Source organism: Marinomonas sp. AWM4_232 (genome assembly GCF_056158325.1).
Window position 1 is genome coordinate 518,970 of the sequence record NZ_JBSWTA010000001.1, and the last position, 22,968, is coordinate 541,937.

Annotated in this window: 23 protein-coding genes and 5 tRNA genes; 17 read left to right on the forward strand and 11 right to left on the reverse strand. The window is 45.9% G+C overall.

The features are described from left to right. Positions 1 to 67: 67 nt before the first annotated feature. Together ACXAC1_RS02440 and ACXAC1_RS02445 are read right to left on the reverse strand one after the other, a co-directional pair. Positions 68 to 982, reverse strand: coding sequence for a hypothetical protein (locus ACXAC1_RS02440; RefSeq protein WP_475058365.1), 915 nt, complete (start codon positions 980 to 982; stop codon positions 68 to 70). A gap of 27 nt (positions 983 to 1,009) precedes the next feature. Then, the gene (locus tag ACXAC1_RS02445) at positions 1,010 to 1,204 is read right to left on the reverse strand and encodes a hypothetical protein (protein WP_133562725.1); all 195 of its coding nucleotides are present in this window, start codon (positions 1,202 to 1,204) and stop codon (positions 1,010 to 1,012) included. An 89-nt stretch (positions 1,205 to 1,293) separates the two neighbouring features. On the opposite strand from ACXAC1_RS02445, the gene yaaA reads away from it, so the two are divergent. Beyond that, entirely contained in the window at positions 1,294 to 2,067 is a 774-nt protein-coding gene (gene yaaA / locus ACXAC1_RS02450; RefSeq protein WP_475058367.1) for a peroxide stress protein YaaA, read from the forward strand. 4 nt (positions 2,068 to 2,071) lie between these two features. Here the strand turns inward: yaaA and prmC are convergent, their stop codons facing one another. Genes prmC through hemA form a run of 3 tightly spaced genes read right to left on the reverse strand, consistent with a single transcriptional unit; the run spans position 2,072 to position 5,304 of the window. Then, positions 2,072 to 2,911, reverse strand: a complete 840-nt coding sequence (prmC, locus tag ACXAC1_RS02455; protein ID WP_475058368.1) for a peptide chain release factor N(5)-glutamine methyltransferase — start codon at positions 2,909 to 2,911, stop codon at positions 2,072 to 2,074. Positions 2,912 to 2,945: 34 nt separating this feature from the next. Further along, positions 2,946 to 4,034, reverse strand: a complete 1,089-nt coding sequence (prfA, locus tag ACXAC1_RS02460; protein WP_133562719.1) for a peptide chain release factor 1 — start codon at positions 4,032 to 4,034, stop codon at positions 2,946 to 2,948. A gap of 1 nt (position 4,035) precedes the next feature. Beyond that, positions 4,036 to 5,304 carry a glutamyl-tRNA reductase gene (gene hemA, locus ACXAC1_RS02465; protein ID WP_133562718.1) on the reverse strand — a complete coding sequence of 423 codons (1,269 nt, stop codon included), beginning with the start codon at positions 5,302 to 5,304 and terminating at the stop codon, positions 4,036 to 4,038. Between the two features lie 238 nt (positions 5,305 to 5,542). Between hemA and ACXAC1_RS02470 the strand changes: the two genes are divergently transcribed. The 13 genes from ACXAC1_RS02470 (at position 5,543) to ACXAC1_RS02530 (ending at position 13,380) form a co-directional block, all read left to right on the forward strand. Beyond that, complete coding sequence (locus ACXAC1_RS02470) at positions 5,543 to 7,285, forward strand: tetratricopeptide repeat protein (RefSeq protein ID WP_475058371.1); 1,743 nt, start codon at positions 5,543 to 5,545, stop codon at positions 7,283 to 7,285. Further along, positions 7,282 to 7,860: a lipoprotein insertase outer membrane protein LolB gene (lolB, locus tag ACXAC1_RS02475; protein ID WP_475058373.1), complete on the forward strand. Its 579-nt coding sequence runs from the start codon at positions 7,282 to 7,284 to the stop codon at positions 7,858 to 7,860. The genes ACXAC1_RS02470 and lolB overlap by 4 nt, the downstream gene beginning before the upstream one ends. Then, entirely contained in the window at positions 7,857 to 8,726 is an 870-nt protein-coding gene (gene ispE / locus ACXAC1_RS02480; RefSeq protein ID WP_475058376.1) for a 4-(cytidine 5'-diphospho)-2-C-methyl-D-erythritol kinase, read from the forward strand. Before lolB ends, ispE begins: the two co-directional genes overlap by 4 nt. A 50-nt stretch (positions 8,727 to 8,776) precedes the next feature. Further along, positions 8,777 to 9,724 (forward strand): ribose-phosphate diphosphokinase, encoded by a 948-nt coding sequence (locus ACXAC1_RS02485; protein WP_133562710.1) that lies wholly within the window; start codon positions 8,777 to 8,779, stop codon positions 9,722 to 9,724. Between the two features lie 68 nt (positions 9,725 to 9,792). Further along, positions 9,793 to 10,371, forward strand: coding sequence for a 50S ribosomal protein L25/general stress protein Ctc (locus ACXAC1_RS02490; RefSeq protein ID WP_475058378.1), 579 nt, complete (start codon positions 9,793 to 9,795; stop codon positions 10,369 to 10,371). Positions 10,372 to 10,387: 16 nt separating this feature from the next. Next, entirely contained in the window at positions 10,388 to 10,972 is a 585-nt protein-coding gene (gene pth / locus ACXAC1_RS02495; RefSeq protein WP_475058380.1) for an aminoacyl-tRNA hydrolase, read from the forward strand. Positions 10,973 to 10,996: 24 nt separating this feature from the next. Further along, entirely contained in the window at positions 10,997 to 12,088 is a 1,092-nt protein-coding gene (gene ychF / locus ACXAC1_RS02500) for a redox-regulated ATPase YchF (RefSeq protein WP_475058382.1), read from the forward strand. Positions 12,089 to 12,192: 104 nt separating this feature from the next. After that, positions 12,193 to 12,267 (forward strand) — tRNA-Gln (locus ACXAC1_RS02505). Positions 12,268 to 12,279: 12 nt separating this feature from the next. Then, positions 12,280 to 12,356, forward strand: a tRNA-Met gene (locus ACXAC1_RS02510). 12 nt (positions 12,357 to 12,368) lie between these two features. Then, a tRNA-Gln gene (locus ACXAC1_RS02515) sits at positions 12,369 to 12,443 on the forward strand. Positions 12,444 to 12,464: 21 nt separating this feature from the next. Continuing rightward, positions 12,465 to 12,541 (forward strand) — tRNA-Met (locus ACXAC1_RS02520). A gap of 14 nt (positions 12,542 to 12,555) precedes the next feature. Further along, positions 12,556 to 12,630: transfer RNA gene (locus ACXAC1_RS02525), tRNA-Gln, on the forward strand. 96 nt (positions 12,631 to 12,726) lie between these two features. Beyond that, positions 12,727 to 13,380, forward strand: coding sequence for a TIGR04219 family outer membrane beta-barrel protein (locus ACXAC1_RS02530; RefSeq protein ID WP_475058384.1), 654 nt, complete (start codon positions 12,727 to 12,729; stop codon positions 13,378 to 13,380). A 77-nt stretch (positions 13,381 to 13,457) separates the two neighbouring features. Here ACXAC1_RS02530 and clpB read toward each other — a convergent pair whose 3' ends face one another. The 3 genes from clpB to rluD form a co-directional block, all read right to left on the reverse strand. Beyond that, on the reverse strand, positions 13,458 to 16,061 hold the full coding sequence (clpB, locus tag ACXAC1_RS02535; protein ID WP_475058386.1) for an ATP-dependent chaperone ClpB: 2,604 nt from the start codon (positions 16,059 to 16,061) through the stop codon (positions 13,458 to 13,460). 97 nt (positions 16,062 to 16,158) lie between these two features. Beyond that, positions 16,159 to 16,902 (reverse strand): peptidoglycan editing factor PgeF, encoded by a 744-nt coding sequence (pgeF, locus tag ACXAC1_RS02540; protein ID WP_475058389.1) that lies wholly within the window; start codon positions 16,900 to 16,902, stop codon positions 16,159 to 16,161. Between the two features lie 68 nt (positions 16,903 to 16,970). Then, a complete protein-coding gene (gene rluD, locus ACXAC1_RS02545; RefSeq protein WP_475058392.1) occupies positions 16,971 to 17,948 on the reverse strand; it encodes a 23S rRNA pseudouridine(1911/1915/1917) synthase RluD in 978 nt (325 codons plus the stop codon). Positions 17,949 to 18,053: 105 nt separating this feature from the next. Between rluD and ACXAC1_RS02550 the strand changes: the two genes are divergently transcribed. Then, positions 18,054 to 18,899, forward strand: coding sequence for an outer membrane protein assembly factor BamD (locus tag ACXAC1_RS02550; RefSeq protein WP_475058394.1), 846 nt, complete (start codon positions 18,054 to 18,056; stop codon positions 18,897 to 18,899). A gap of 61 nt (positions 18,900 to 18,960) precedes the next feature. Here the strand turns inward: ACXAC1_RS02550 and ACXAC1_RS02555 are convergent, their stop codons facing one another. Continuing rightward, positions 18,961 to 19,173, reverse strand: a complete 213-nt coding sequence (locus ACXAC1_RS02555; protein ID WP_417507979.1) for a cold-shock protein — start codon at positions 19,171 to 19,173, stop codon at positions 18,961 to 18,963. A 469-nt stretch (positions 19,174 to 19,642) separates the two neighbouring features. Between ACXAC1_RS02555 and ACXAC1_RS02560 the strand changes: the two genes are divergently transcribed. Together ACXAC1_RS02560 and ACXAC1_RS02565 are read left to right on the forward strand one after the other, a co-directional pair. Beyond that, positions 19,643 to 20,854: an ammonium transporter gene (locus tag ACXAC1_RS02560; protein WP_475058397.1), complete on the forward strand. Its 1,212-nt coding sequence runs from the start codon at positions 19,643 to 19,645 to the stop codon at positions 20,852 to 20,854. A 96-nt stretch (positions 20,855 to 20,950) separates the two neighbouring features. Then, entirely contained in the window at positions 20,951 to 21,430 is a 480-nt protein-coding gene (locus ACXAC1_RS02565) for a tRNA-uridine aminocarboxypropyltransferase (RefSeq protein ID WP_475058400.1), read from the forward strand. Positions 21,431 to 21,432: 2 nt separating this feature from the next. Here ACXAC1_RS02565 and ACXAC1_RS02570 read toward each other — a convergent pair whose 3' ends face one another. Both ACXAC1_RS02570 and ACXAC1_RS02575 read right to left on the reverse strand, forming a co-directional pair. Beyond that, a complete protein-coding gene (locus ACXAC1_RS02570) occupies positions 21,433 to 22,134 on the reverse strand; it encodes a fumarylacetoacetate hydrolase family protein (RefSeq protein WP_475058403.1) in 702 nt (233 codons plus the stop codon). Positions 22,135 to 22,146: 12 nt separating this feature from the next. After that, positions 22,147 to 22,794, reverse strand: coding sequence for a cupin domain-containing protein (locus ACXAC1_RS02575; protein WP_475058406.1), 648 nt, complete (start codon positions 22,792 to 22,794; stop codon positions 22,147 to 22,149). Positions 22,795 to 22,968 lie beyond the last annotated feature (174 nt).

The window sequence follows — 22,968 nt, forward strand, 5'->3', positions numbered from 1 at the left end:
CTTTTACTGCACATTTTCTAATAAAAGCGTAGCCAAAGGTAAGATGTTTTGCATATAGACACTGAAATTAACGGGAATTTAGATACTTCGCTAAGTGCCTAGTGATAACAGGCAAGAGATAGGTTGGCACTTGCATTGCCCCTGCTAGAGGTAGAAAAGCGGGCCCCAATAACATTCCAGCAATGGAGTAGGTCAACAATACATTTCGATTGCCCGATGTAATGGCCGCGGTTAGAGATATATCGACCCCTAGATGTCGATAGCAGAAAAAAGTAACAACAAAGAAGAAGGAGACAAGCCCTACCGCTACCCCCAAAAACATCAATGCTTCACTAATGTTCTGGTCCCATAGCAGGCGGTAACTTCCGACCAGACCAAACGGAAAGGCGAAGACCAATAGAATGGTATACGGTGATATTTTAAGTAACAGCCGCTGTAATTTCTCTTGCGGCAGGCAACGATGTAACAGATAAGAAATCAGGATAGGCCCTGCGATAAATACCAACAACCTAATTCCGTAGGTCACAAAGTCCAAACTTCCTGAAGCGTATGGAAAGAAATGTATCGGAATAAACAGAGCCAGTGGCAGCAGCAATGTTGTAGCAATTGTCATCGCCATGGCTTCAAGGGCATCAAAGCCCAACGCGCGAACAATAGCTGGGGTGGCAAACAAAGAGCCTGTCGCCCCCACACCAAGTACTGCCAGCGTCAGCTCCTTTGAAGCACCAAGCAACCAACATAGAGCGAAAAATACCGCCATATAAAAAGCACTGTGGAGCAGCGCATACAGCCATATCCCTGTTTGGCATAAACGTTGAATCAGTCGAGACATTGGCATACCCGCCAGCGTCAACAACATCAAAGTGAACAATACATAGGGAAGGAATGGAAACAAGCCATTAGATAAATCGGGAAGAAGAAAACCCAACAGTGCGCAGGCAAACATGCCCACTAAAGAATGCCTTACCAGAAAAGCCAACACAGCTTCGTCCTTGATCTATTATTATTTTTACTTACGAGCGAGCGCGCACTTACGATTTTGTTCAGGTAACTCGGAAAGCTCAAGAGGCCACTGTTTCCTTGCTTCATCAAATGCATTTCGCAGAGCATCTAATTGCTGTTCTGACGTGTTTCGAACATCTGTCTCCTTAGTGCATTCTTCAGAATTCACTAACTTAGGAAACGGAATAATATTGTTCTTCATACACTGTCTCTATCAAGTCGATTAGTGGATATGTCCCTACACTCTATGGATAATCTTATGAAAACGCAATGACATGCCAAGGTAAGATTATGAAATATTTAATATCACCAGCCAAAACACTGGACCTAGATAGCGCTCTACCTACGACTAATAAATCAGAACCAACATTTTTAGATCAAGCACAAACGCTTATTGAAACCATTCGCCCATATTCACCAGCGGACATTGCTTCTTTGATGAAACTTAGCGACAAGCTTGCCACACTCAACGTTGAACGCTACCAAGCTTGGCAGAAGAGCCATAATTCAGAAAATAGCAGACCGGCCATGTTTACCTTTATGGGAGATGTTTATACGGGGCTAGACGCATACTCTTTGAGCTCTGAGCAAATTGACTATGCACAATCCCACTTGCGTATTCTGAGTGGGCTGTATGGACTACTTAAACCACTCGACTTAATGCAACCTTATCGTTTAGAAATGGGCACCAAATTATCAAACCCTGAAGGCGATAACTTGTACCACTTTTGGAAAGACACGATCGCACCAGCCCTCAATGCGGAACTTGAAGAAGGTGAGCTACTGGTGAACTTAGCTTCCACAGAATATTTCAAAGCGGTGGATAAAAAAGCGATCAAGAATACGATTGTCACTCCGAACTTCTTAGATGAGAAAAACGGTCAGTATAAAGTGATCAGTTTCTACGCGAAGAAAGCGCGTGGCTTGATGGTACGCTACTTAATTGAAAGCGGTGCTGAATCCATTGATGATATCAAAGGATTTAACTTGGCTGGCTACCGCTACGACGCGGATCGCTCTAAGCCTCTAGAGCCTGTTTTCATCCGCCCCGAGAGTGCTCAGTAACGCTCTACTCAGCCAAGCGACCTATTGTCACGCGATCGTTGCCACCTAAGTCTTGATAGGTGGCAATCTCTACGAAACCATGCTCATTAAACAACTTTCTGACCGACTCACCCTGGTCGTAGCCATGCTCAAACATCAGCCAACCTAAGGCGGAAAGACGGGCAACAGCCTGCTTAATGATATGTCGGATATCGGCTAAACCATGATCCTCTGCAATCAAAGCGGTTAATGGCTCAAACCGCACATCCCCTTGGGAAAGATGCTCATCCTCAGGATCGATGTATGGAGGGTTTGAAACAATCAGATCAAATGGCGCTTCATCAATTAATGCAGAGAACCAATCACTTTGTCGAAACTCCGCATTGCTAATCGAATTTCGCTGAGCATTGCGTTCAGCCAATTGTACGGCTTCCACTTGATAATCCACACCAATGACTTGAGACGCAGGCCACTCTTTCGCAAGCGCTAAAGCAATCGCGCCGGTCCCGGTTCCTAAGTCGACGACTCTACTTGCGCCAGAGGGCAACAGCTCCAGTGCCACCTCAACCAAGCGCTCTGTATCAGCACGCGGAATCAAAGTACTCGGCGAGGTTTCAAGTGACAAACTCCAGAAATCTTGTTCACCCAGAATGTAGGCAATTGGTTCACCTTTTTCACGACGCTTTAACAGGCCTTCAAACGCCTGACGAGACGCTTCACTGACCTCTTTTTCAGGCCAAGTAAAAAAGTAAGTGGGAGACACATCCAATGTATGCGCCAACAGCAGCTGGGCATCTAGCTGTGCGGTTTCAGATAGGCCAGACAACCGTCCATAAGCCTGTGTTAATAGCGTTTCGATGGTCATGAACGGTGTCTATTATGCAGAAAACAAGAAAAGCTTAGTTATCGCCACTTAGTGCTGCAAGCTGCTCAGCTTGGTACTCGTTAACAAGTGGGTTGATCAATACATCAAGATCGCCCTGTACAATCTCATCTAGCTTGTACAAAGTTAGGTTGATACGGTGATCTGTCACACGCCCTTGCGGGTAGTTATAAGTACGAATACGCTCAGAGCGGTCACCACTACCCACCAAAGAGCGGCGTGCTTCAGATTGCTCAGAAGCTGCTTTTTCTTCTTCTGCTGCTTGCAGTCGAGAGGCCAATAGCGCCATCGCTTTAGCACGGTTCTTATGTTGCGAACGCTCGTCCTGACACTCAACAACTACACCAGTTGGAATGTGCAGAATACGTATTGCTGAGTCGGTTTTGTTGACGTGCTGACCACCTGCACCCGATGCACGGAACGTATCGATACGAAGATCCGCTTTATTGATATTCACCGCCTCAACTTCGTCCATTTCTGGAAGAATCGCTACGGTACAAGCAGACGTGTGGATACGGCCTTGAGATTCTGTCGCTGGCACACGCTGAACACGATGCGCACCAGATTCGAATTTCAATTTAGAGTAAGCACCATCGCCGACGATACGAGCGATAACCTCTTTGTAGCCCCCATGTTCACCTTCACTGGCGCTGACGATTTCAACTTTCCAACGCTGGGTTTCAGCGTAACGAGAGTACATACGGAATAAATCACCAGAGAAAATAGAAGCTTCATCGCCACCTGTACCTGCACGCACTTCTAAGAATACGTTCTTAGAGTCATTTGGGTCTTTTGGTAGCAATAGCTTTTGCAGATCAAGCAGCAGCTCTTCTTTCTGTTCGTTACCTGCTTTCAGTTCTTCTTGACCCATTTCTTTAATATCTGGGTCTGAGTCACTTAGCATCAACTCTGCTTCTTCAATGTTCTCAAGTACTTGCTGGTATTCTTCGAAACACTTCACGACTGGCTCTAGCTCAGCGTATTCTTTGCTGTAATTACGGAACAAATCTTGATCCATAATGACATCCGCATCACTTAATAGTGCCGCAAGCTCTTCATAGCGTTCAGCTAAGCTTTCTAACTTAAATTTAATCGATTCTTTCATTCTACTGTTCTTTCGTATCGGTTATTCCCAACACTTCAGCCGCCTGCTGTAGCGCTGCTTGGTCTGCTTCTGAACCCGCTTGGCGCAAATACTGTGTTGGGGAATGGATTAACTTATTCATTAACCCATGTGCTAATTTTGCCACCACCTGCTCGGGCGATTGACCGGATTCGAGACTTTTGAGCGCTCGCTCTAGCTCGGACTGCTTAACTTCTTCAGCTTGGGCGCGGTAGCTTACAATTAGATCAGCAACTTTGCGAGACTCTTGTTTACGTTTGAACTCTTCAATGCCCAGTTCGATGATCTTTTCAGCCGCTTCAGCCGCTTCTTGGCGAGCTCGCACATTCTCCTCAATAACAGAGTGAAGATCATCCACTGTGTAGAGGTAAGCATCCTCCACTTCTTGCACTTCTGGCTCAATATCTCGTGGAACAGCAATGTCTACCAATAGCATTGGCTTGTGACGTCGTTTGTTCGTTGCGCGCTCAACCATTCCTTTACCGATAATCGGTAATTGACTGGCGGTAGATGAAATAACGATATCTGCCTCGTGCAAATAATCCGTTATATCACCCAATAAGATTGCCTCTGCGCCCAGCTCGTTTGCCAGTATCTGGGCGCGCTCTAACGTTCGGTTCGCGACAATAATGCGCTTAATGCCTGCTTCTTTTAGATGTCTTGCCACCAGTTCAATAGTTTGGCCGGCACCGATCAACAATGCCGTACTACGTTTGACGTCAGCAAAGATTCGCTGTGCCAAGCTAACGGCTGCAAAAGCAATCGAAACAGGGTTCTCACCAATAGCCGTGTCTGTGCGAACTTTTTTGGCAACCGAGAAAGTCTGTTGAAACAAGCTTTGTAGCTCAGAGCCAATGCACTTTCCTTCTTGAGACACAGCATAAGCCGACTTAACTTGCCCCAAAATCTGTGGCTCGCCAAGGATGAGAGAGTCTAATCCTGCCGCAACACGCATCACATGTCGTACGCTGTCGTCGCCTTTATGGGCGTAGCAAAAGCGCTCAAGCTCTTCTGCTGATACCTGATGGTATTCACCAAGCCATTGAATAATATGCTTTTCGCCAACTTCCTCAGCGACAGCACAGTACAACTCGGTGCGGTTACAAGTCGAGACGATAACGGCTTCTGACGCCTGAGCGCCAGACACAAGGGAATTAAGCGCCTCAACCATTTTCTCAGGAGCGAACGAAATTTTTTCTCGAATAGATACTGGTGCAGTTTTGTGGTTTACGCCCACAGCAATTAGCGGCATTCAGGAACTCTTCTCACGACTTGAGATCGAACAGTTGGTTTTAGAAACACATCTGCTTGGCAGATACAGCATTAAATACCCCTATTATAAGTGGAATTTTTAGCTCTTCGCACCCCACTAAATCAATAAATGTACTGTTTCCTTACAGTCACCCACGGTTTATAAGGCTGACAAGACAGTAAACTCAAGGCTAACATAATAGGTGGGACATACATTTGGTCACCCTAGGCAGGTCTTTATGCAATCTATGCACTACCGAGTTTCGCTAAAAAATACATTAATCATTTTGGCTCTTGCATCCATTACCAGTGCTTGTTCGACCCGACAACCTTCTAAGCCGTTGAATATTGATCCAACATGGGCTCCCATTGCGAACTCTTCCCACAGTGCCCAACTCACGCAACTGTTAACAGCAGAGTTCACTTTGCAACGTCAGGGCAGCGAGTTTGCCAGCCCCTTGTATCTAGAGGCTGCACAACAAAGCGACCAAGCAGCTGTTGCAAAGCGTGCCACGTCCTCAGCCATTATGAGTGATGACAACGATGCAGTACTCAAAGCGAGTGCTCGATGGCTAGAGCTTGATCCTAATGATGCCAATATTTACCCGATACGATTGCAAGCACTTTTAGTTGAAGGAGATACCAAGAGTGCCGCAGAGCTACTTCAGCAAGCACTCGACAGCCAAGTATCACTCGCTTTTCTACCCAACTTCGTAGATCAAAATATTAGACAGACTGACATTACCGAACAGCTGGAAGCTGTTCTTAGTCAAGAAGCCTTGCGCCAGAGCATCTACGTTGAAATCGCTCAATACCATTTGCTGTTTATCAAAGGTGGTTATCCATTCATTGTCGAAAACATTGATGACCTAATGTCTCGATCCCCCAAGACAGAACTAGAAGGCTTAATCATCATCAAGGCCTTTAGTGAGGAGCAGCTAGGCTTTTCGAAAAAAGCACTGCGAACCCTAGAAAAGGGGTTAGTACAATTTCCAGACAGTCAGCGCATCACCGCGAACCTGTTGGAAACGTTGATAAAGACCGATCAATACAAACGCGCTTTAGAAGCCTTCTACACAGCCGATTTTTCGCCCTTTACTGCTCAACAAGTGGGCCTTGCCATGGGGCAACTGCTGCTGCAAAAAGGGCAGACTCTTTCAGCCATCGAGCTGTTAAGCTCGCTACCTAAGCAAGGAGCATTGAAAGACCAGCTACTCTTCATTCTGGCCAATGCGCAATATCAAGCAGGTCAGACAGACAGCGCCATCAGCAACCTATTACATGTTTATGGTCAGCTTAGCTGGAATGCATCAGAACTGTTAGTCACTTGGCTATACGATGAAAAGCAAGAGCAGCTAATCAACCCACTGATTTTACAACGCGCACAGCAAGATCAAGAAGCAGGGTATGTATCAGGCGTGGCGGACCTCCACCTTGAGCGCAACCAACCAGAACTTGCTATTGATTTACTCTCTCGCTCCATAAAAGTATTTCCTGAGATTGATGGCTTACGCTACAAACGCGCCATCACCTACGACACTCTTGAACAGTGGCCTCAAGCCTTAGCGGACTTACAATGGTTGCTAGACAAACACCCAGATGACTCTGCTTACATGAACGCCTTGGGTTATACTATGTTGGTTCGATCACCAAAAGATTTTAATCAAGCCTTCACATTAATTAAGCAAGCTTACCAGTTAGACAGCGATGACCCCGCTATCCTTGACAGCATGGGGTGGGCCTATTTTAAAAAAGGGGACCTAGATGAAGCTGTCGATTTTTTACAGCAGGCGTGGACACAAATGCAGGACGCCGAAATTGGTGCTCATTATGGTGAAGTACTTTGGCAATTAGCCAACTCAGACAAAGCAATAGAAATCTGGCAAGAAGCCCTGCAAGACAACCCCAATTTGCCCATATTACGCAAGACTATTAAGCAATATGCTCCAGAGCTACTTACTGAGCATAAGGAAAATACATGAACATTAAACACATCATTGCTGGTGTCGTCACATCAGCAATCTTGGCTGGTTGTAGCATGAGCCCCAAAATGCCTACAGCCCCAACTCCAGACTCCGTTGAAGACATTCAAGCATGGCAAACCGAAGGTCGTGTTGGCATTCGCACAGACTCAGATGCAATCTCAGGCAATTTTAATTGGTCGCATACTAAAGAATTTTATGAGCTCAATATTTATGGTCCTTTTGGACAAGGTGCCACACGCTTGGAGGGTACACCTGGCAGCGAGGCAACACTTAGCTACGAGGATAAAGTTCAAGTTGGCCCCAGTGCCGAAGCACTTCTATACCATGAACTTGGTTGGCACTTTCCAGTCACTAACGTTCAATATTGGATACGCGGCCTAGCTGCCCCAAACACTGCAGCTGAAATCGAATATCGAGAAGACGGTACGCCAGAGCAAATCATTCAAGATGGTTGGACGATCAGCTATAAAGAGTTCACCAGTGTGGATACGTTAAAACTGCCACAACGGATGCAAGTCACGCATACGCCATACCGTGTTAACCTAATTATCACAGATTGGACAGTACAATGACGTCGCTAGCCTTACCCTCCCCTGCAAAACTGAACTTATTTTTGCACATCACAGGGCAAAGAGAGGATGGTTACCACGAATTGCAGACGGTGTTTCAGTTCATTGACGTTGCTGATCACATGCACTTTTCTGCGACAGACAGCGATAACTTGATCAGTTTATACCCTGAAATTCCTGGCGTACCTTTTGAAAACAATCTAATTGTTAAGGCAGCTCGTCTACTCGAACCTTATCGCTCGAGTAACACCGGCATTAACATCGAAATCGACAAATGCCTTCCTATGGGAGGTGGTATTGGCGGTGGTAGTAGCAACGCTGCCACAACACTACTCGCCTTGAACCAGCTGTGGCAATGCCACTTATCTTTAGAGACACTCGCCGCATTGGGTAAGCAACTTGGCGCGGACGTTCCTATCTTTGTTTTTGGGCATTCAGCATTCGCAGAAGGAATTGGTGAGAAACTCTCTAAAGTTGAGCCTGAGACCCCGTTTTACCTGCTTTTAAAGCCAAATTGCGAAGTACCAACTGGTCAAATTTTTACCGATAAATATTTGACAAGAGACACCCCTGCCATCAGAATATCGCACGCCTTGAAACTGGAGGGGCATAACGATTGCCTCGAAGTCGTTAGAAGACTTTATTCTGAAGTGGATGAAGCGTTTCTTTGGCTACAACAATTTGGTGACGCAAAGCTAACTGGCACAGGTGCCTGTTTGTTTTTAGCGTTCGACTCAATTGATGAAGCGAACCGAGTGAAAGCCGCTGTACCAGATAAATGGCAGGCTTGGGTTTGTCGAGGTTGTAACACCTCGCCCACTCACAACGCACTGAACCAGTGGATTGCATCTCAGCATACAGCGTGCTGATTAAAACGCCAGTCTCTTTTTCATCGCTATAAATACAAAGGGTATACACAGTGTCCAAGTTGATGGTTTTTACCGGTAATGCCAACCCGGAACTTGCTCGTCGAGTTGTTCGTCGCCTAGGGCTTCCTATCGGTAACGCAACGGTTGGGAAATTCAGTGACGGTGAGATCACAGTTGAAATCAACGAAAACGTTCGTGGTAAAGACGTTTTCATCATCCAATCAACCTGTGCTCCAAGCAACGACAACCTAATGGAACTGATTGTAATGGCTGATGCGCTGCGTCGTGCGTCGGCCACCCGAGTTACAGCGGTGATTCCGTACTTTGGTTATGCACGCCAAGACCGTCGCGTACGTTCGGCTCGTGTACCGATTACTGCAAAAGTAGTGGCGGATATGATTTCTGCTGTAGGCATCAACCGTGTACTCACCGTTGACCTGCATGCTGACCAGATCCAAGGTTTCTTTGATATTCCAGTAGACAACGTTTACGCGACACCATTGTTGCTAGACGATCTACAACGCCAGGGTCATGAGAACATTACCGTTGTATCACCTGATGTAGGTGGTGTGGTTCGTGCTCGTGCCTTTGCAAAGTTATTAGATGACGCTGACCTCGCGATCATCGATAAGCGTCGTCCACGCGCTAACGAAGCACAAATCATGCACCTAATCGGTGATGTTGAAGGTAAAACTTGTGTGCTGGTAGATGATATGTGTGACACAGGCGGTACCTTATGTGCTGCCGCGAAAGCACTAAAAGAACACGGTGCATCGAAAGTTTTGGCTTACTGTACTCACCCGGTACTGTCTGGCAAAGCGATTGAGAATATTAGCAATTCTGTACTGGATGAATTGGTTGTGACGGATACGATTCCGTTATCACAAGCCGCACAGAATTGCCCACAAATCCGCCAACTGTCAATGTCTGACATTATGGCTGAGGCTGTTCGTCGCGTATGCAACGAAGAGTCAATTAGTGCCATGTTTGGGGCCTAAGCCAAACATTAACGCTCGGAACGGGTCGCAGTTCTGGGCAAAATTTAATTTATTTTAGGATATTCAAAATGTCTTTAGTACTAAACGCTTCTGTACGTAACGAAGAAGGTAAAGGTGCGAGCCGCCGCCTTCGTCACGCAGGTCTTGTTCCAGCTGTAGTATACGGTGGCAACACTGACGCGGCTTCTGTAACGTTCAAAGGCAACGAAGTAGCGAAAGCAGTTCAAGACACTGCTTTTCTAACTAGCGTAGTTAAAGTTTCAATCGATGGCGCAGAGCAAGAAGTAATTGTTAAGTCTCTACAACGTCACCCAGCGTCTGGCGATGTAATGCACATCGACCTATTGCGCGTTGACTCTGAAACTAAACTAGTTACTCGCGTTCCTCTAAACTTCGTAAACGCTGCGAAGTCTGAGGGTGTTAAGTCTCAAGGTGGTCGTCTACAAGTTGAAGCGAAACTTGCTGAAGTTCGTTGTCTTCCAAAAGACCTACCAGCAGCACTAGAAGTTGACGTTATCAAAGGTCAACTAGGTGACATCTTCCACCTTTCTGACGCTCAACTACCAGAAGGCGTTGAATTGGTTGCTCTTCTTAAAGGCGAAGACCACAACCAACCTATCGCTCGTATCGGTAAAGCTAAGCGTTAATCATTGAGGCAAGTCTGTGGCAGGTTTTAGATTACTCGTTGGCTTGGGTAACCCAGGTTCTGAATATGAAAACACCCGCCACAATGCTGGCGCACAATGGATAGAAGCACTGGCTCGCATGAGCCAGTGTTCTCTTCGCACCGAAAAGAAATTTTTCGGTGAATTCGGTAAAGTTTTTATAGGTGGGCAGGAATGTTACCTCCTGATTCCTACGACCTATATGAATTTAAGTGGCAAAGCCGTTCAGGCTGTTTGCCAATTCTATAAGATCTCTCCCCAAGAAGTTCTAGTCGTCCACGATGAGCTGGATATCGTACCTGGCACAGTAAAACTTAAGAAAAGCGGTGGCCACGGCGGCCATAATGGCCTAAAAGATATCATCAGCAAACTCGGTAATAACCGAGATTTCGGTCGTGTACGCATTGGTATTGGTCACCCAGGGCATGCAAGCCAAGTAGCAAGCTATGTACTAAAAAAAGCTCCAAGCGATGAATACCAAAAAATCGAACAAACCATTGATGAGTCATTGCGCTATCACGAAGACATTGTCACGGACAATTGGAATAGTGTCATGAACCATCTTCATAGTTTCAAAGCATAAAACTACCAGCTTTAGGAAATCTTTATGGGCTTTAATTGCGGTATCGTCGGCTTACCAAACGTCGGCAAATCAACTCTGTTCAATGCGCTAACCAAAGCCGGTATCGGCGCTGAAAACTTCCCTTTCTGTACTATTGAGCCAAACGCTGGTGTAGTGGCCATGCCTGACCCACGTCTAGACGCTCTAGCAGAAATCGTAAAACCAGAACGCGTATTAGCGACGACAATGGAATTCGTTGATATCGCAGGTCTTGTTGAAGGCGCGTCGAAAGGTGAAGGGCTAGGAAACAAATTCCTTGCCAATATCCGCGAAACAGATGCGATTGCACACGTTGTACGTTGTTTCGAAGATGACAACGTTATCCACGTTGCCAATCAAGTAAACCCAAAAGCGGACATCGAGGTCATCAACCTTGAGCTGATCTTTGCAGACATCGAATCCATTGATAAGCAGATTCTGCGTACTGCCAAGAACGCTAAGAGCGGCAATAAAGAAGCCATTGCGCATAAAGAGTTTCTAGAAAGCATCAAAGCACATCTAGAAGATGGCCTACCAGTTCGCTCGATGGATCTCACAGACGATCAAAAGAAAGCGGTTAAGCAACTTCACCTGCTAACCACTAAGCCAACCATGTACATTGCCAACGTTTCCGAAGACGGCTTTGAAAACAACCCTCACCTAGACGTTGTGCGCGAGATCGCCGAAGCAGAAGGCGCTATGGTGGTACCGATCTGTAACCAGCTTGAAGCTGAAATTTCTGAGCTTGATGCCGAAGAAATGCAAGAGTTCCTAGACGAAATGGGCATGGAAGAACCAGGCCTTGATCGCGTCATCCGTGCAGGCTACGAGCTACTAGGCCTTCAGACTTACTTCACAGCAGGCGTTAAAGAAGTCCGCGCATGGACAGTTAAACAAGGCGCTACAGGCCCTCAGGCCGCTGGCGTGATCCATACAGACTTTGAGAAAGGTTTTATCCGTGCCGAAGTCGTTGCCTACAACGATTTTATTCAATACAAAGGCGAGAACGGTGCGAAAGAAGCAGGCAAATGGCGTCTAGAAGGTAAGGACTACATCGTGAAAGATGGCGATGTTATGCACTTCCGTTTTAATGTTTAACTTTTTTCAAAAAAAACCTTGACCCATGAATGGGTTATATGAATAATATCGCGCCACAGACACAGCGAAGCATTGTTTCAAAACTGTCTGTGTTGCGAGATTGTTGGGGTATAGCCAAGCGGTAAGGCAACGGGTTTTGATCCCGTCATGCGTTGGTTCGAATCCAGCTACCCCAGCCACTCTCTTGCAAAGGCTATGTAGCTCAGTTGGTTAGAGCACATCACTCATAATGATGGGGTCACTAGTTCGAATCTAGTCATAGCCACCAATTTTGATGAATTGGGGTATAGCCAAGCGGTAAGGCAACGGGTTTTGATCCCGTCATGCGTTGGTTCGAATCCAGCTACCCCAGCCATCAAAATACATTTCAGCACAAGGCTATGTAGCTCAGTTGGTTAGAGCACATCACTCATAATGATGGGGTCACTAGTTCGAATCTAGTCATAGCCACCAGCTTTTTGATAAGTTGGGGTATAGCCAAGCGGTAAGGCAACGGGTTTTGATCCCGTCATGCGTTGGTTCGAATCCAGCTACCCCAGCCATCAAAAATATTCTGACTTTCTTCCCTCTTCCCTTAGTTTTTAATTCACACTTAGTTATAATCCGTGAAAATCAAACTCACTATAGGGACTACTTTCATGAAGAAAGCTTTGATTGCCTCTACTCTACTTTTTGCAGGCGCTGCCCAAGCAGATATTCTCGGTCTTACTGCAGAGGTAGGACAATTTTCTCCTGATGCCTCGTTTGATGGCCGCATCGACAACACCACGCGTAATGTTGATTTCGACGGCGAAGACAACACTTACTACGGTATTGCTTTCGAACACCCTGTACCAGTGATCCCTAACGTTCGCCTTCAAGGCTCGACACTGGAAGGTTATAGCGCTGACGCTGATATCAAAATCGACAGTACTGACTACACCCTTTACTACGAGATCCTTGATGGCCTTGCATGGCTTGATCTTGATGTAGGTATCTCTCTACGCGACCTAGATATTGATGCTCGTGTAGGCAACTCTGCAGCATCTGAAAGTGCTGTACTACCGACTGGATACCTATCCGCTTACTTTACGATTCCTACTCTGCCTCTCCAAATTGGCGGTGAAATCAAAACCTTAGCAGTGGGAGACTCAAGCATTAACGACACCACGTTCAAGATTAAATATCAGTCTCCATTTATCGTGGGTGTAGAAGGCGGTTACCGCACAGCTAACTTCGACATTGATGAAGGCAGTATCGACTCTGAGATCGAGTTTGACGGTTTCTTCGTAGGTGTTTTTGCTGACTTCTAAACTAGACAGCTATTAGATACAAAAAAGCCTGCTTACTTAAGCAGGCTTTTTTGCAGTTGTACTTTCAGGTCAATCGCTTACGATGCTTGCAAAGTTTCCTGTAACGCTTCGAAGGTCATTCCTTCCTCGTTAACATCCACTTTAATCAAGTCGCCTGCAACAAACCTACCACCTAAAAGCTCGTTCGCCAATGGGTTTTCAATCCATTGCTGGATAGCACGCTTCAAAGGACGCGCACCATAGATTGGGTCATAGCCCACTTCAGCCAAGCGCTCCATAGCCGCATCACTTAAATTCATCGTCATTCCCATTTCAGCCAAACGATCATTAAGATGCGCCAACTGAATCTTAGCAATGCCTTTGATCTGCGATTGCATCAATGGGTGGAACACCACCGTTTCGTCGATACGGTTAATAAACTCTGGACGGAAATGCGTGCCTACCACTTCCATCACCTTGCTCTTAATGGCTTCGTATTCGTCGTTACTACGATATTCTTGAATCATGTCAGAGCCTAGGTTAGAGGTCATCACCACAACCGTGTTGCGGAAGTCGACCGTACGCCCCTGACCATCCGTTAAACGACCATCATCCAACACCTGCAAAAGAATGTTAAACACATCCGGATGCGCTTTCTCCACTTCATCCAGTAGTAACACTGAATATGGACGACGACGCACCGCTTCTGTTAAGTAACCACCTTCTTCGTAACCAACATAACCTGGAGGCGCACCAATCAAACGTGCAACAGAGTGCTTCTCCATAAACTCAGACATATCGACACGCACCATTGCCTGCTCGGTATCAAACAAGAACTTCGCCAACGATTTACACAACTCAGTCTTACCCACACCAGTCGGGCCTAAGAATAAGAAAGAACCATTGGGACGATTTGGATCTGCCAAACCTGAGCGCGAGCGACGCACCGCATTGGAAACCGCATTCACCGCTTCATCCTGCCCAATCACCGATTCATGTAACGCGTCTTCCATACGTAGCAGTTTATCGCGCTCACCTTCAAGCATTTTATCCACTGGAATACCTGTCCAGCGAGAGACTACTGTGGCGATCTCTTCTTCTGTCACGCGGTTTTTCAGCAGCTGAGTTTCTGCCTCATGCTCTTCGTCTTGCGTTGCCTTTTCGATTTCTGCCTCTAACATCGGAATGACACCGTATTGCAACTCAGACATTTTTGCCAAGTTACCTTGTCGACGTGCCTCTTCCATTTCTTGGCGCACACCTTCCAACTCTTCTTTAAGCTTTTGTGCACCTTGAACGGCTGCCTTCTCAGCATTCCAAATTTCTTCCAGATCTGAGAATTGCTTTTCCAAACCATCGATATCATCTTCAAGCTCAGCTAAACGCTGTTTTGAGGCTTTATCTTTTTCTTTCTTAAGAGCTTCTTGTTCAATCTTAAGCTGAATCAAACGACGCTCTAGACGATCCATTTCCTCTGGTTTAGAGTCCATCTCCATGCGAATGCGGCTGGCCGCTTCATCAATCAGGTCAATCGCCTTATCTGGCAGTTGGCGATCCGTGATATAACGCTGAGACAGCTTCGCAGCAGCAATGATTGCCGAGTCGGTAATATCAACACCGTGGTGCACTTCATAGCGCTCTTTTAAGCCACGCAAAATAGCGATGGAATCCAACACATTTGGCTCTTCAACCAACACCTTCTGGAAACGACGCTCAAGCGCTGCATCTTTCTCAATAAACTGGCGATACTCATCCAATGTGGTTGCACCCACACAATGAAGCTCACCACGAGCTAGAGCAGGCTTTAACATGTTGCCTGCATCCATAGAGCCTTCTGATTTACCAGCTCCTACCATGGTATGGATTTCATCAATAAACAGAATGATCTGGCCCTCTTGCTTCGCCAATTCATTCAAAACGCCTTTCAAACGCTCTTCAAATTCACCACGGTATTTTGCCCCCGCGATCAAGGCCCCCATGTCTAGGGACAAGACACGCTTATTCTTGAGACCTTCGGGCACCTCTCCATTAATGATGCGCTGCGCCAAACCTTCAACAATGGCAGTTTTACCCACCCCGGGCTCACCAATCAGTACAGGGTTGTTTTTGCGACGACGCTGCAATACTTGGATCGTACGACGGATCTCATCGTCACGACCAATCACAGGATCTAAACGACCTTCTGAAGCGCGAGCAGTTAAGTCCACAGTAAACTTGTCTAACGACTGACGGTTCTCCTCAGCATTAGGGTCGTTGACTGCATCACCGCCACGAATGGAATCGATGACCGAAGCGATATCGGCTTTGGTAACGCCCGTTGCTTTGAGCGCCTTAGCCACATCATCTTTACCATCAAACATTGCCAGCAGGATCAGCTCTGATGAAATATATTGGTCCTTACGCTTTTGCGCTTCTTTATCGGCTAAGTTAAGCAACCGCCCCAACTCTGGTGACATTTGTACGTTGCCATCATGGTTAGAGACTTTCGGCATACGCTCTAGAATCTTATTTAACTCTTCACGAAACTTCGTTATCTGCACGCCAGACTGTTGCAGAATAGGTCGTACGCCACCACCCTGCTGATCAAGCAACGCTATCAACAAATGCACGGCTTCAATGTAATTGTGATCCTGCCCTAGCGCCACAGACTGAGCATCTGATAGAGCAATTTGCAACTTACTGGTTAATCGATCAATTCGCATAATGACCTCCGAAATCGATAACAAAACTGTCTTCTACTAGCTTTATAAGATCACTATTTTGCTTTTCAATGGATGAGTGTCATTTTTTTGACAGTCATCATTTTTCTATCCAAATAAGTGTCGCCATTCGACCGGTTACTCCATCACGACGGTAGGAGTAAAAGCGTTCTTTGTCTGTCACAGTACACAAGTCACCACCAAACACTTGCTGACAACCTAATTTGGCCAAGCGCTGTTTAGCGATTAGATACAAATCACCAAGCCACTTACCTTGATTCGGTGAAGACTTAAAAGCGCTTTCAGCCTCAGGGTCCACATCCATAAATGCTTGACGCACTTCTGCTCCCACTTCAAAGCAATCTGGACCGATAGCTGGCCCGAGCCAAACCAACACGTCACTAGGCTCATCAAATTGCTTCAGAGTCGATTCCAACACTCCATCACACAACCCACGCCACCCAGCGTGCGCTGCTGCCACTTGGGTACCTTCTTTATTGGTGAAGATTGCCGGCAAACAATCTGCCGTTAAGACTGCGCAAACCGTATTATCCTGCTTAGTAAAAGACGCATCGGCAGTTCGCTCATCAGCCTCTGTTGGCAACTCGATGGCGATATTTGAGTGCACTTGGTTGAGCCATTGAATCGTATTAGGGTAATTCGTAAGGCGCTTCAACTCAGCTCGGTTTGCTTCAACTTGGTCTGGAGCATCACCAACATGACCCCCTAAGTTCATCCCCTGATAGACGCCCTTACTCATTCCACCTAATCGAGTTGAAACACAGGCCTTTACCATACGAGGAGCAGGCCACTCAGGCACAACTAGCTCTTTCATTTTATCCATTTCAATCACCATCAAATTCACAGGCAAATAAAAAGGCAGCCGCAGCTGCCTTTTTGAAACATATCACATTACATATATTGGTTTTGTCCGCCGTTATCCAAATCTGTCTCAAGAATTTGAATCAACCCCAACATATCTTCTGGTAAATCCACTTCCCACTCCATCCACTCACCTGTAGCAGGGTGAGAAAGCTCTAACTTCTTCGCATGCAACGCTTGGCGACGGAAGCCACGCAAACCTTCTTGAAGCTCCGGAGAGCATCCCTTCGGCATTTTTAAACGACCTGCGTATTGCGGATCACCAACCAGTGGGTACTGGATATGCGCCATGTGCACACGAATCTGGTGCGTACGACCCGTTTCCAGCTTTAGGCGAATATGGGTATGGTTATTGTAACGCTTAATCAATCGGTAATGAGTGATCGCTTCTTTTCCGTGTATAGGCTCAACAGCCATTTTCTGACGGCTGTGTGGGTGACGACCAATGGGCTCATCCACTACGCCGCCACCGGTCATTGCACCGATGGCAATAGCCTCATATTCACGCCCCATACTGCGATCTTGAAGTTGAGCAACCAGATCCGTCTGCGCTTGCAGCGTCTTAGCCACCACCATTAAGCCTGTCGTTTCTTTATCCAAACGATGCACAATGCCAGCTCGTGGCACCATGGCTGTTTCAGGGGCATGATGCAAAATAGCATTAAGCAAAGTCCCATCGCTGTGTCCAGCTGCTGGATGAACGACTAGGCCCGCAGGCTTGTTGATAACTAAAATGTCTTCATCTTCGTAGACAATCTCAAGCGGTATCTCTTGAGCGTCATGAACGGCCTGCTCTTCTAACTCAACATCTAAGGTGATCGTCTCACCACCAAACAACTTTTCTTTAGGTTTGGTTTGCTTACCATCAACAAGCAAGACACCTTCTTTGATCCAGCTTTGGATTCTTGAACGTGAATAATCTGAAAATAATTCGGTAGCAATTTGATCAAATCGCTGACCGGAGAAATCCAACGTAACTTGGGCTTCTTTTACTATGCGCTCTGCCATACAATAAACTTTCTATGCTCGATGCTGCGTCCTCTCGACGCGAAATATGCTAACCGCATAGCCATGATTGCAGGCTATGCCTCGTTTACTAGGGTTGTATTATACATGGGATTTAATAAGACATTGTCACGATTTCTGACAATTGCGAGCTTTTACGCTGTTTTAACAGCCTGTTCAAGCAACCAACCGAACGTAAAACCTGACTTGCCCGAAAAAGAGTATTTTCGTCTTGCTCAAGAAGCGCTGGACAATAACCTTCCCACGACCGCAGCGGAACATCTTAAAGAACTTGAAACACGCTATCCATTTGGCGAATACTCCATTCCAGCTCGCTTAGATCTAATCTACGCTCAATTTGAAGCAGGCAACTATGCTGCAGCACATGCAACAGCTGAACGCTTCATTAAAAATTATCCAGATAACAACGCTCTGGATTACGCATACTACATGCGCGGCCTGTCTACTTACAAAGGTGCGGAAACCTTTTTGGGACGTTATTTAGATCTTAATCCAGCGGAAAGAGACACCAGTGAATTTGATAAAGCATTTAGTGAATTTGCTGACTTCCTACGTCGCTTCCCAAGCAGTGAGTATGCGCCGGATGCAAAATCGAGAATGGTGTACTTGCGTAACTTGATTGCAGAACAAGAGCTGGCCATTGCCCATTATTACTTCAAGCGTAAAGCACCACTGTCTGCTCTGCGTAGAGGTCAAGAAGTCATCCAACACTACCCTTCAACCCCTTCTGTTGAAGAAGCACTAGCTGTCACAATTCAAGCATATATGGACTTAGGGTTATACGAAGAAGCGAAACAGAACTTGAGCATCTTAGTAGACAGCTTCCCGAAAAGCCGATACTTAAATGAAGACCAGAAGTTCATTCCATTCGAATTACCACGTGAAGCGGATCCAGATCTGCTTTACTGGGTAAGCCTAGGAATGATCGAGTAATGAGATAAACAGGCACAAAAAAGCCAAGCAAATTGCTTGGCTTTTTACTTTCTATGTCAGATCAAACAATCGTGACATTCTCAGCTTGAGGACCTTTTTGACCTTGAGTTACCTCAAACGTGACTTTTTGACCTTCCTGCAAGGTACGGCGACCAGTACCATTAATAGCGCGGAAATGAACAAAAACATCCGAACCGCCATCACGTTCAATAAAACCAAATCCTTTCTCGTCGTTAAACCATTTAACGATACCGGATACCAATTGATCTGACATAACAACCTCTTTTACGCTTACTACCCTCATCGGTAGCTTGTTAAACTGTTCATCCCGCCAATCCAGCGAGATAGTGTTCCTTTGTGCTGCCTAAATCCCTTTTACATTTGAGTTATTTTTAAACAGCTACCAATCGATAATATGTCGACTACAAAAAAATAGAAACCCCAAAATTACACAAAGGGTGCACAGTACATTCTATTTATTGTCAGACACCATATCCTCTTCAAGTATAAGCCTCCAAAGTGACACTTTATTGACAACCTAAACCAAAAGCACCAAGACAAATCACTCGATAGCACTAAAAACAAACATTGGCACCAAAAAAGAACAATAAAGGCGCATTTATTGCTTATTCAGACTCACGCCGAGGAATGGACACCTCAATTACGCAATTTATGAATCAAAAAAAAGCATAAAGACAACAAAAACACCAAAACGGTGCAAAAATACATTAACAGGAGAAGACGTGGATCACATTAATAGTGCAGTTGAGACATTAGTCTCAAGTTCAAATACCTTATTTATTCTACTCGGCGCGATAATGGTCTTCGCTATGCATGCAGGCTTTGCATTCTTGGAAGTCGGCACCGTTCGACACAAGAATCAAGTCAACGCTCTAGTAAAAATCATGACAGACTTCGCAGTCTCGGCGCTCGTATACTTTTTCGTCGGTTATCAAATCGCCTACGGCGTTACTTTCTTTGATAGCGCTGAGGTGCTATCTGCGAATAACGGCTATGAGCTGGTGAAGTTTTTCTTCCTGATGACTTTTGCCGCAGCGATCCCTGCCATTATTTCTGGTGGTGTTGCAGAACGTGCGAAATTTTATCCTATGCTCATCTCAGCTGCTGTTATCGTTGGCTTAGTTTACCCATTTTTTGAAGGTATTATTTGGAATGGTAATTATGGTTTCCAAGACTGGCTAGAAGCGAACTACGGCGCAAGCTTCCACGACTTTGCTGGATCAGTTGTAGTACATGGTGTTGGCGGCTGGGTTGCCTTAGCAGCCATTCTTTTGCTTGGCACTCGTAACGGCCGCTTTCGTCAAGGCAAACTGGTTGCTTTTGCTCCCTCTAACATTCCATTCCTAGCACTGGGAGCGTGGATCCTTTGTATTGGCTGGTTTGGCTTTAACGTTATGTCAGCGCAAACACTTGATGGTGTCAGCGGCCTTGTTGCTGTCAACTCTTTGATGGCCATGGTGGGCGGCGTATTGACCGCCATGCTGATTGGTAAAAACGACCCAGGCTTTATTCATAATGGTCCCTTAGCAGGTTTAGTCGCGGTCTGTGCAGGGTCTGATGTCATGCATCCAATCGGCGCATTAATCACTGGTGGCATTGCAGGCATCTTATTCACCGTACTATTCACATGGATCCAACAAAAATTGCACTCTGTTGATGACGTGCTAGGCGTTTGGCCACTTCACGGCATTTGTGGTGCTTGGGGTGGCATTGCTGCAGGCATTTTTGGCAGCTCAACTCTAGGTGGACTTGGTGGCGTAAGCTTCACCGCCCAGCTAATTGGCACACTTGCAGGGGTTGGCGTTGCATTATTAGGTGGCTTTGTCGTTTATGGAGCTGTCAAAGCAATTTCTGGACTACGCCTAACAGAAGAAGAAGAGTTTAACGGTGCGGATTTAAGCATCCACAAAATCGGTTCTATCGGTAAAGAATAGCCTTTTAGAAAAGTGGAGAGGACACTAAACCCTCCCCTCCACTTTTTGCTATGATGAACTGATACTCATCACCGCACTGCGTTATAGAACTTCCTCATGCATATCTGGCTACTGACTCACTCCGAAGAGCTTAAAAAACCTAACGGCACAGGCCAAATCGTTAAGGCTCAATTCCCTCAAGCATGCACTGTCGTTGTATGGAAAAGAACAGAGCCCGATGAGCAACTCGCAAGCTTACCGTTAGACAAAACATTACTCATTTACCCAACAGCAGAGCCTAAGCATTTTGATTCACTCTCAGAACCTTTAACGGTTAGCCAAGCCGAGCATGTCATCCTTCTAGATGGTACTTGGCAGCAAGCGCGTAAAATATATAACAGGACAGAGTATCTAAAAAGGTTCCAGCACTACGCAATCCCTAACCAACAATCGAGCTTTCAAAGACGTCGCAACCAACTCGATGGTGGCTTGTGTACTGCTGAAACTGCAGCTTATCTACTCCATGAAAAAGGACTCACTAAACAGGCAGAGTCACTTAATACTGCATTTCTAGCCTTCAACAACTTACAAAGCTAATTTTAGCGTACTTGAACCACAATCTTGCCAACACCTTCCACGGAGGCTTCCATTATATCTCCCGCTTGAACTGCCCCTACGTTCTCAGGGGTACCTGTCATAATCAGATCTCCCGGGCGTAATTCAAATTGCTCAGATAGCTTCACAACCACCTCAGCCAAATCCCAGGTTAAATGAGAGAGATTGCTGTGCTGCATAAGCTTTCCGTTCACACTTAGCGCAATATCACCTTGATTAAGTATTGCTTCGCCATTTCTAGGAACAATCGATGACATAGGAGCACTGTGATCGAAAGCTTTACCAGACTCCCAAGGTCGCCCTTTCTGCTTAGCTTGAGACTGTAAGTCTCGACGAGTCATATCAAGACCAACACTATAGCCCCAAATCGCCCCATCAGCCTCAGCTAACGTTAGATTCTTCCCCCCTTTTGTCAACGCAACAACTAGTTCAACTTCATATTCAAGCTGCTTTGTTGCCTGAGGATAGGGTATAAAATTATCCTCACCAGGAGCTACCCACTGTACACAGGTCTTATCTTTACAAAAGAAAAATGGCAAATCTCTAGAAGGGTCATCGCCCATCTCACGAGCATGAGCAGCGTAGTTTCGCCCCACACAATAAACGCGACGCACAGGGAACCTTTCTGGCATCCCTTCGATAGGTAAAGAGACTTCTGCTTCAGGGGAGATAATATACTGGCTCATAATGTTCCTTGGTTAAAAATGACCTTGCTTTACCCACAAGATGCTTTGTTCTGAGATAGAGAATATATGCCAGTCTAGCACGGGTAAACGCAACCAACTTAGCGACGGATATGAATGTTCGCCATAACGGATAGAGCCACTTACCACCAGCAATTCAACAGCACCATCATCAATCGGCAGCAAGGATTTAAGTGCCCGCTCATCCCCTACATCCAGCCGAATAAAACCGACCCTTTCCGTTTCATATTCATGTAGAGCAACATAGTGACGGAGCGGCAGTTCATGAAACGCCTGAGCCTTAGAAACCACTTGTTGAGTATCTAAAGGCTGAAATTGATGTAGCTTGACGAATAATATACACCCCTTTGAGCTGAAAGGAGCATGACTTGATCCTGGAGGGTTTCGAAAATAGGTTCCCTGTGGAAAGCACCCCGTCTCATCACAAAATTCCCCCGACAGCACCAAAATCTCTTCTCCAAGAGGATGAGGGTGAGGACGAAAGATAGAACCGGGTGCATAGCGAACAATACTGGTTGCATGACCACGCTCCATGTCTTCTCTAGCTAGAGGTTTTCTGTCCACTCCAGGCATTGGGCTAGGCACCCATTCCAACTGCTCTGCATTCAAGAGTACAGGTACTGAGAAATTCATATTTAACATGAACGACAACCTGATCAAATAATAGACGACTAAGTCTATTAATATTTGAAAGCAATAGGCAACAATTCATATAAAAAAAGGCACTAGGTCAACGACCTAATGCCTAAATGTTCCAGTCAGTCTATCTCCGAACGAAAAAGGACGTATGGAACCTTGAATGATCACATTTAACAT

Excerpts from the sequence above, each read along its gene's own strand:
- ACXAC1_RS02445 (WP_133562725.1), bottom strand. The coding sequence starts at position 1,204 with ATGAAGAACAATATTATTCCGTTTCCTAAGTTAGTGAATTCTGAAGAA.
- yaaA (WP_475058367.1), top strand. The coding sequence starts at position 1,294 with ATGAAATATTTAATATCACCAGCCAAAACACTGGACCTAGATAGCGCT.
- prmC (WP_475058368.1), bottom strand. The coding sequence starts at position 2,911 with ATGACCATCGAAACGCTATTAACACAGGCTTATGGACGGTTGTCTGGC.
- prfA (WP_133562719.1), bottom strand. The coding sequence starts at position 4,034 with ATGAAAGAATCGATTAAATTTAAGTTAGAAAGCTTAGCTGAACGCTAT.
- hemA (WP_133562718.1), bottom strand. The coding sequence starts at position 5,304 with ATGCCGCTAATTGCTGTGGGCGTAAACCACAAAACTGCACCAGTATCT.
- ACXAC1_RS02470 (WP_475058371.1), top strand. The coding sequence starts at position 5,543 with ATGCAATCTATGCACTACCGAGTTTCGCTAAAAAATACATTAATCATT.
- lolB (WP_475058373.1), top strand. The coding sequence starts at position 7,282 with ATGAACATTAAACACATCATTGCTGGTGTCGTCACATCAGCAATCTTG.
- ispE (WP_475058376.1), top strand. The coding sequence starts at position 7,857 with ATGACGTCGCTAGCCTTACCCTCCCCTGCAAAACTGAACTTATTTTTG.
- ACXAC1_RS02490 (WP_475058378.1), top strand. The coding sequence starts at position 9,793 with ATGTCTTTAGTACTAAACGCTTCTGTACGTAACGAAGAAGGTAAAGGT.
- ychF (WP_475058382.1), top strand. The coding sequence starts at position 10,997 with ATGGGCTTTAATTGCGGTATCGTCGGCTTACCAAACGTCGGCAAATCA.
- ACXAC1_RS02530 (WP_475058384.1), top strand. The coding sequence starts at position 12,727 with ATGAAGAAAGCTTTGATTGCCTCTACTCTACTTTTTGCAGGCGCTGCC.
- clpB (WP_475058386.1), bottom strand. The coding sequence starts at position 16,061 with ATGCGAATTGATCGATTAACCAGTAAGTTGCAAATTGCTCTATCAGAT.
- pgeF (WP_475058389.1), bottom strand. The coding sequence starts at position 16,902 with ATGGATAAAATGAAAGAGCTAGTTGTGCCTGAGTGGCCTGCTCCTCGT.
- rluD (WP_475058392.1), bottom strand. The coding sequence starts at position 17,948 with ATGGCAGAGCGCATAGTAAAAGAAGCCCAAGTTACGTTGGATTTCTCC.
- ACXAC1_RS02550 (WP_475058394.1), top strand. The coding sequence starts at position 18,054 with ATGGGATTTAATAAGACATTGTCACGATTTCTGACAATTGCGAGCTTT.
- ACXAC1_RS02555 (WP_417507979.1), bottom strand. The coding sequence starts at position 19,173 with ATGTCAGATCAATTGGTATCCGGTATCGTTAAATGGTTTAACGACGAG.
- ACXAC1_RS02565 (WP_475058400.1), top strand. The coding sequence starts at position 20,951 with ATGCATATCTGGCTACTGACTCACTCCGAAGAGCTTAAAAAACCTAAC.
- ACXAC1_RS02570 (WP_475058403.1), bottom strand. The coding sequence starts at position 22,134 with ATGAGCCAGTATATTATCTCCCCTGAAGCAGAAGTCTCTTTACCTATC.
- ACXAC1_RS02575 (WP_475058406.1), bottom strand. The coding sequence starts at position 22,794 with ATGTTAAATATGAATTTCTCAGTACCTGTACTCTTGAATGCAGAGCAG.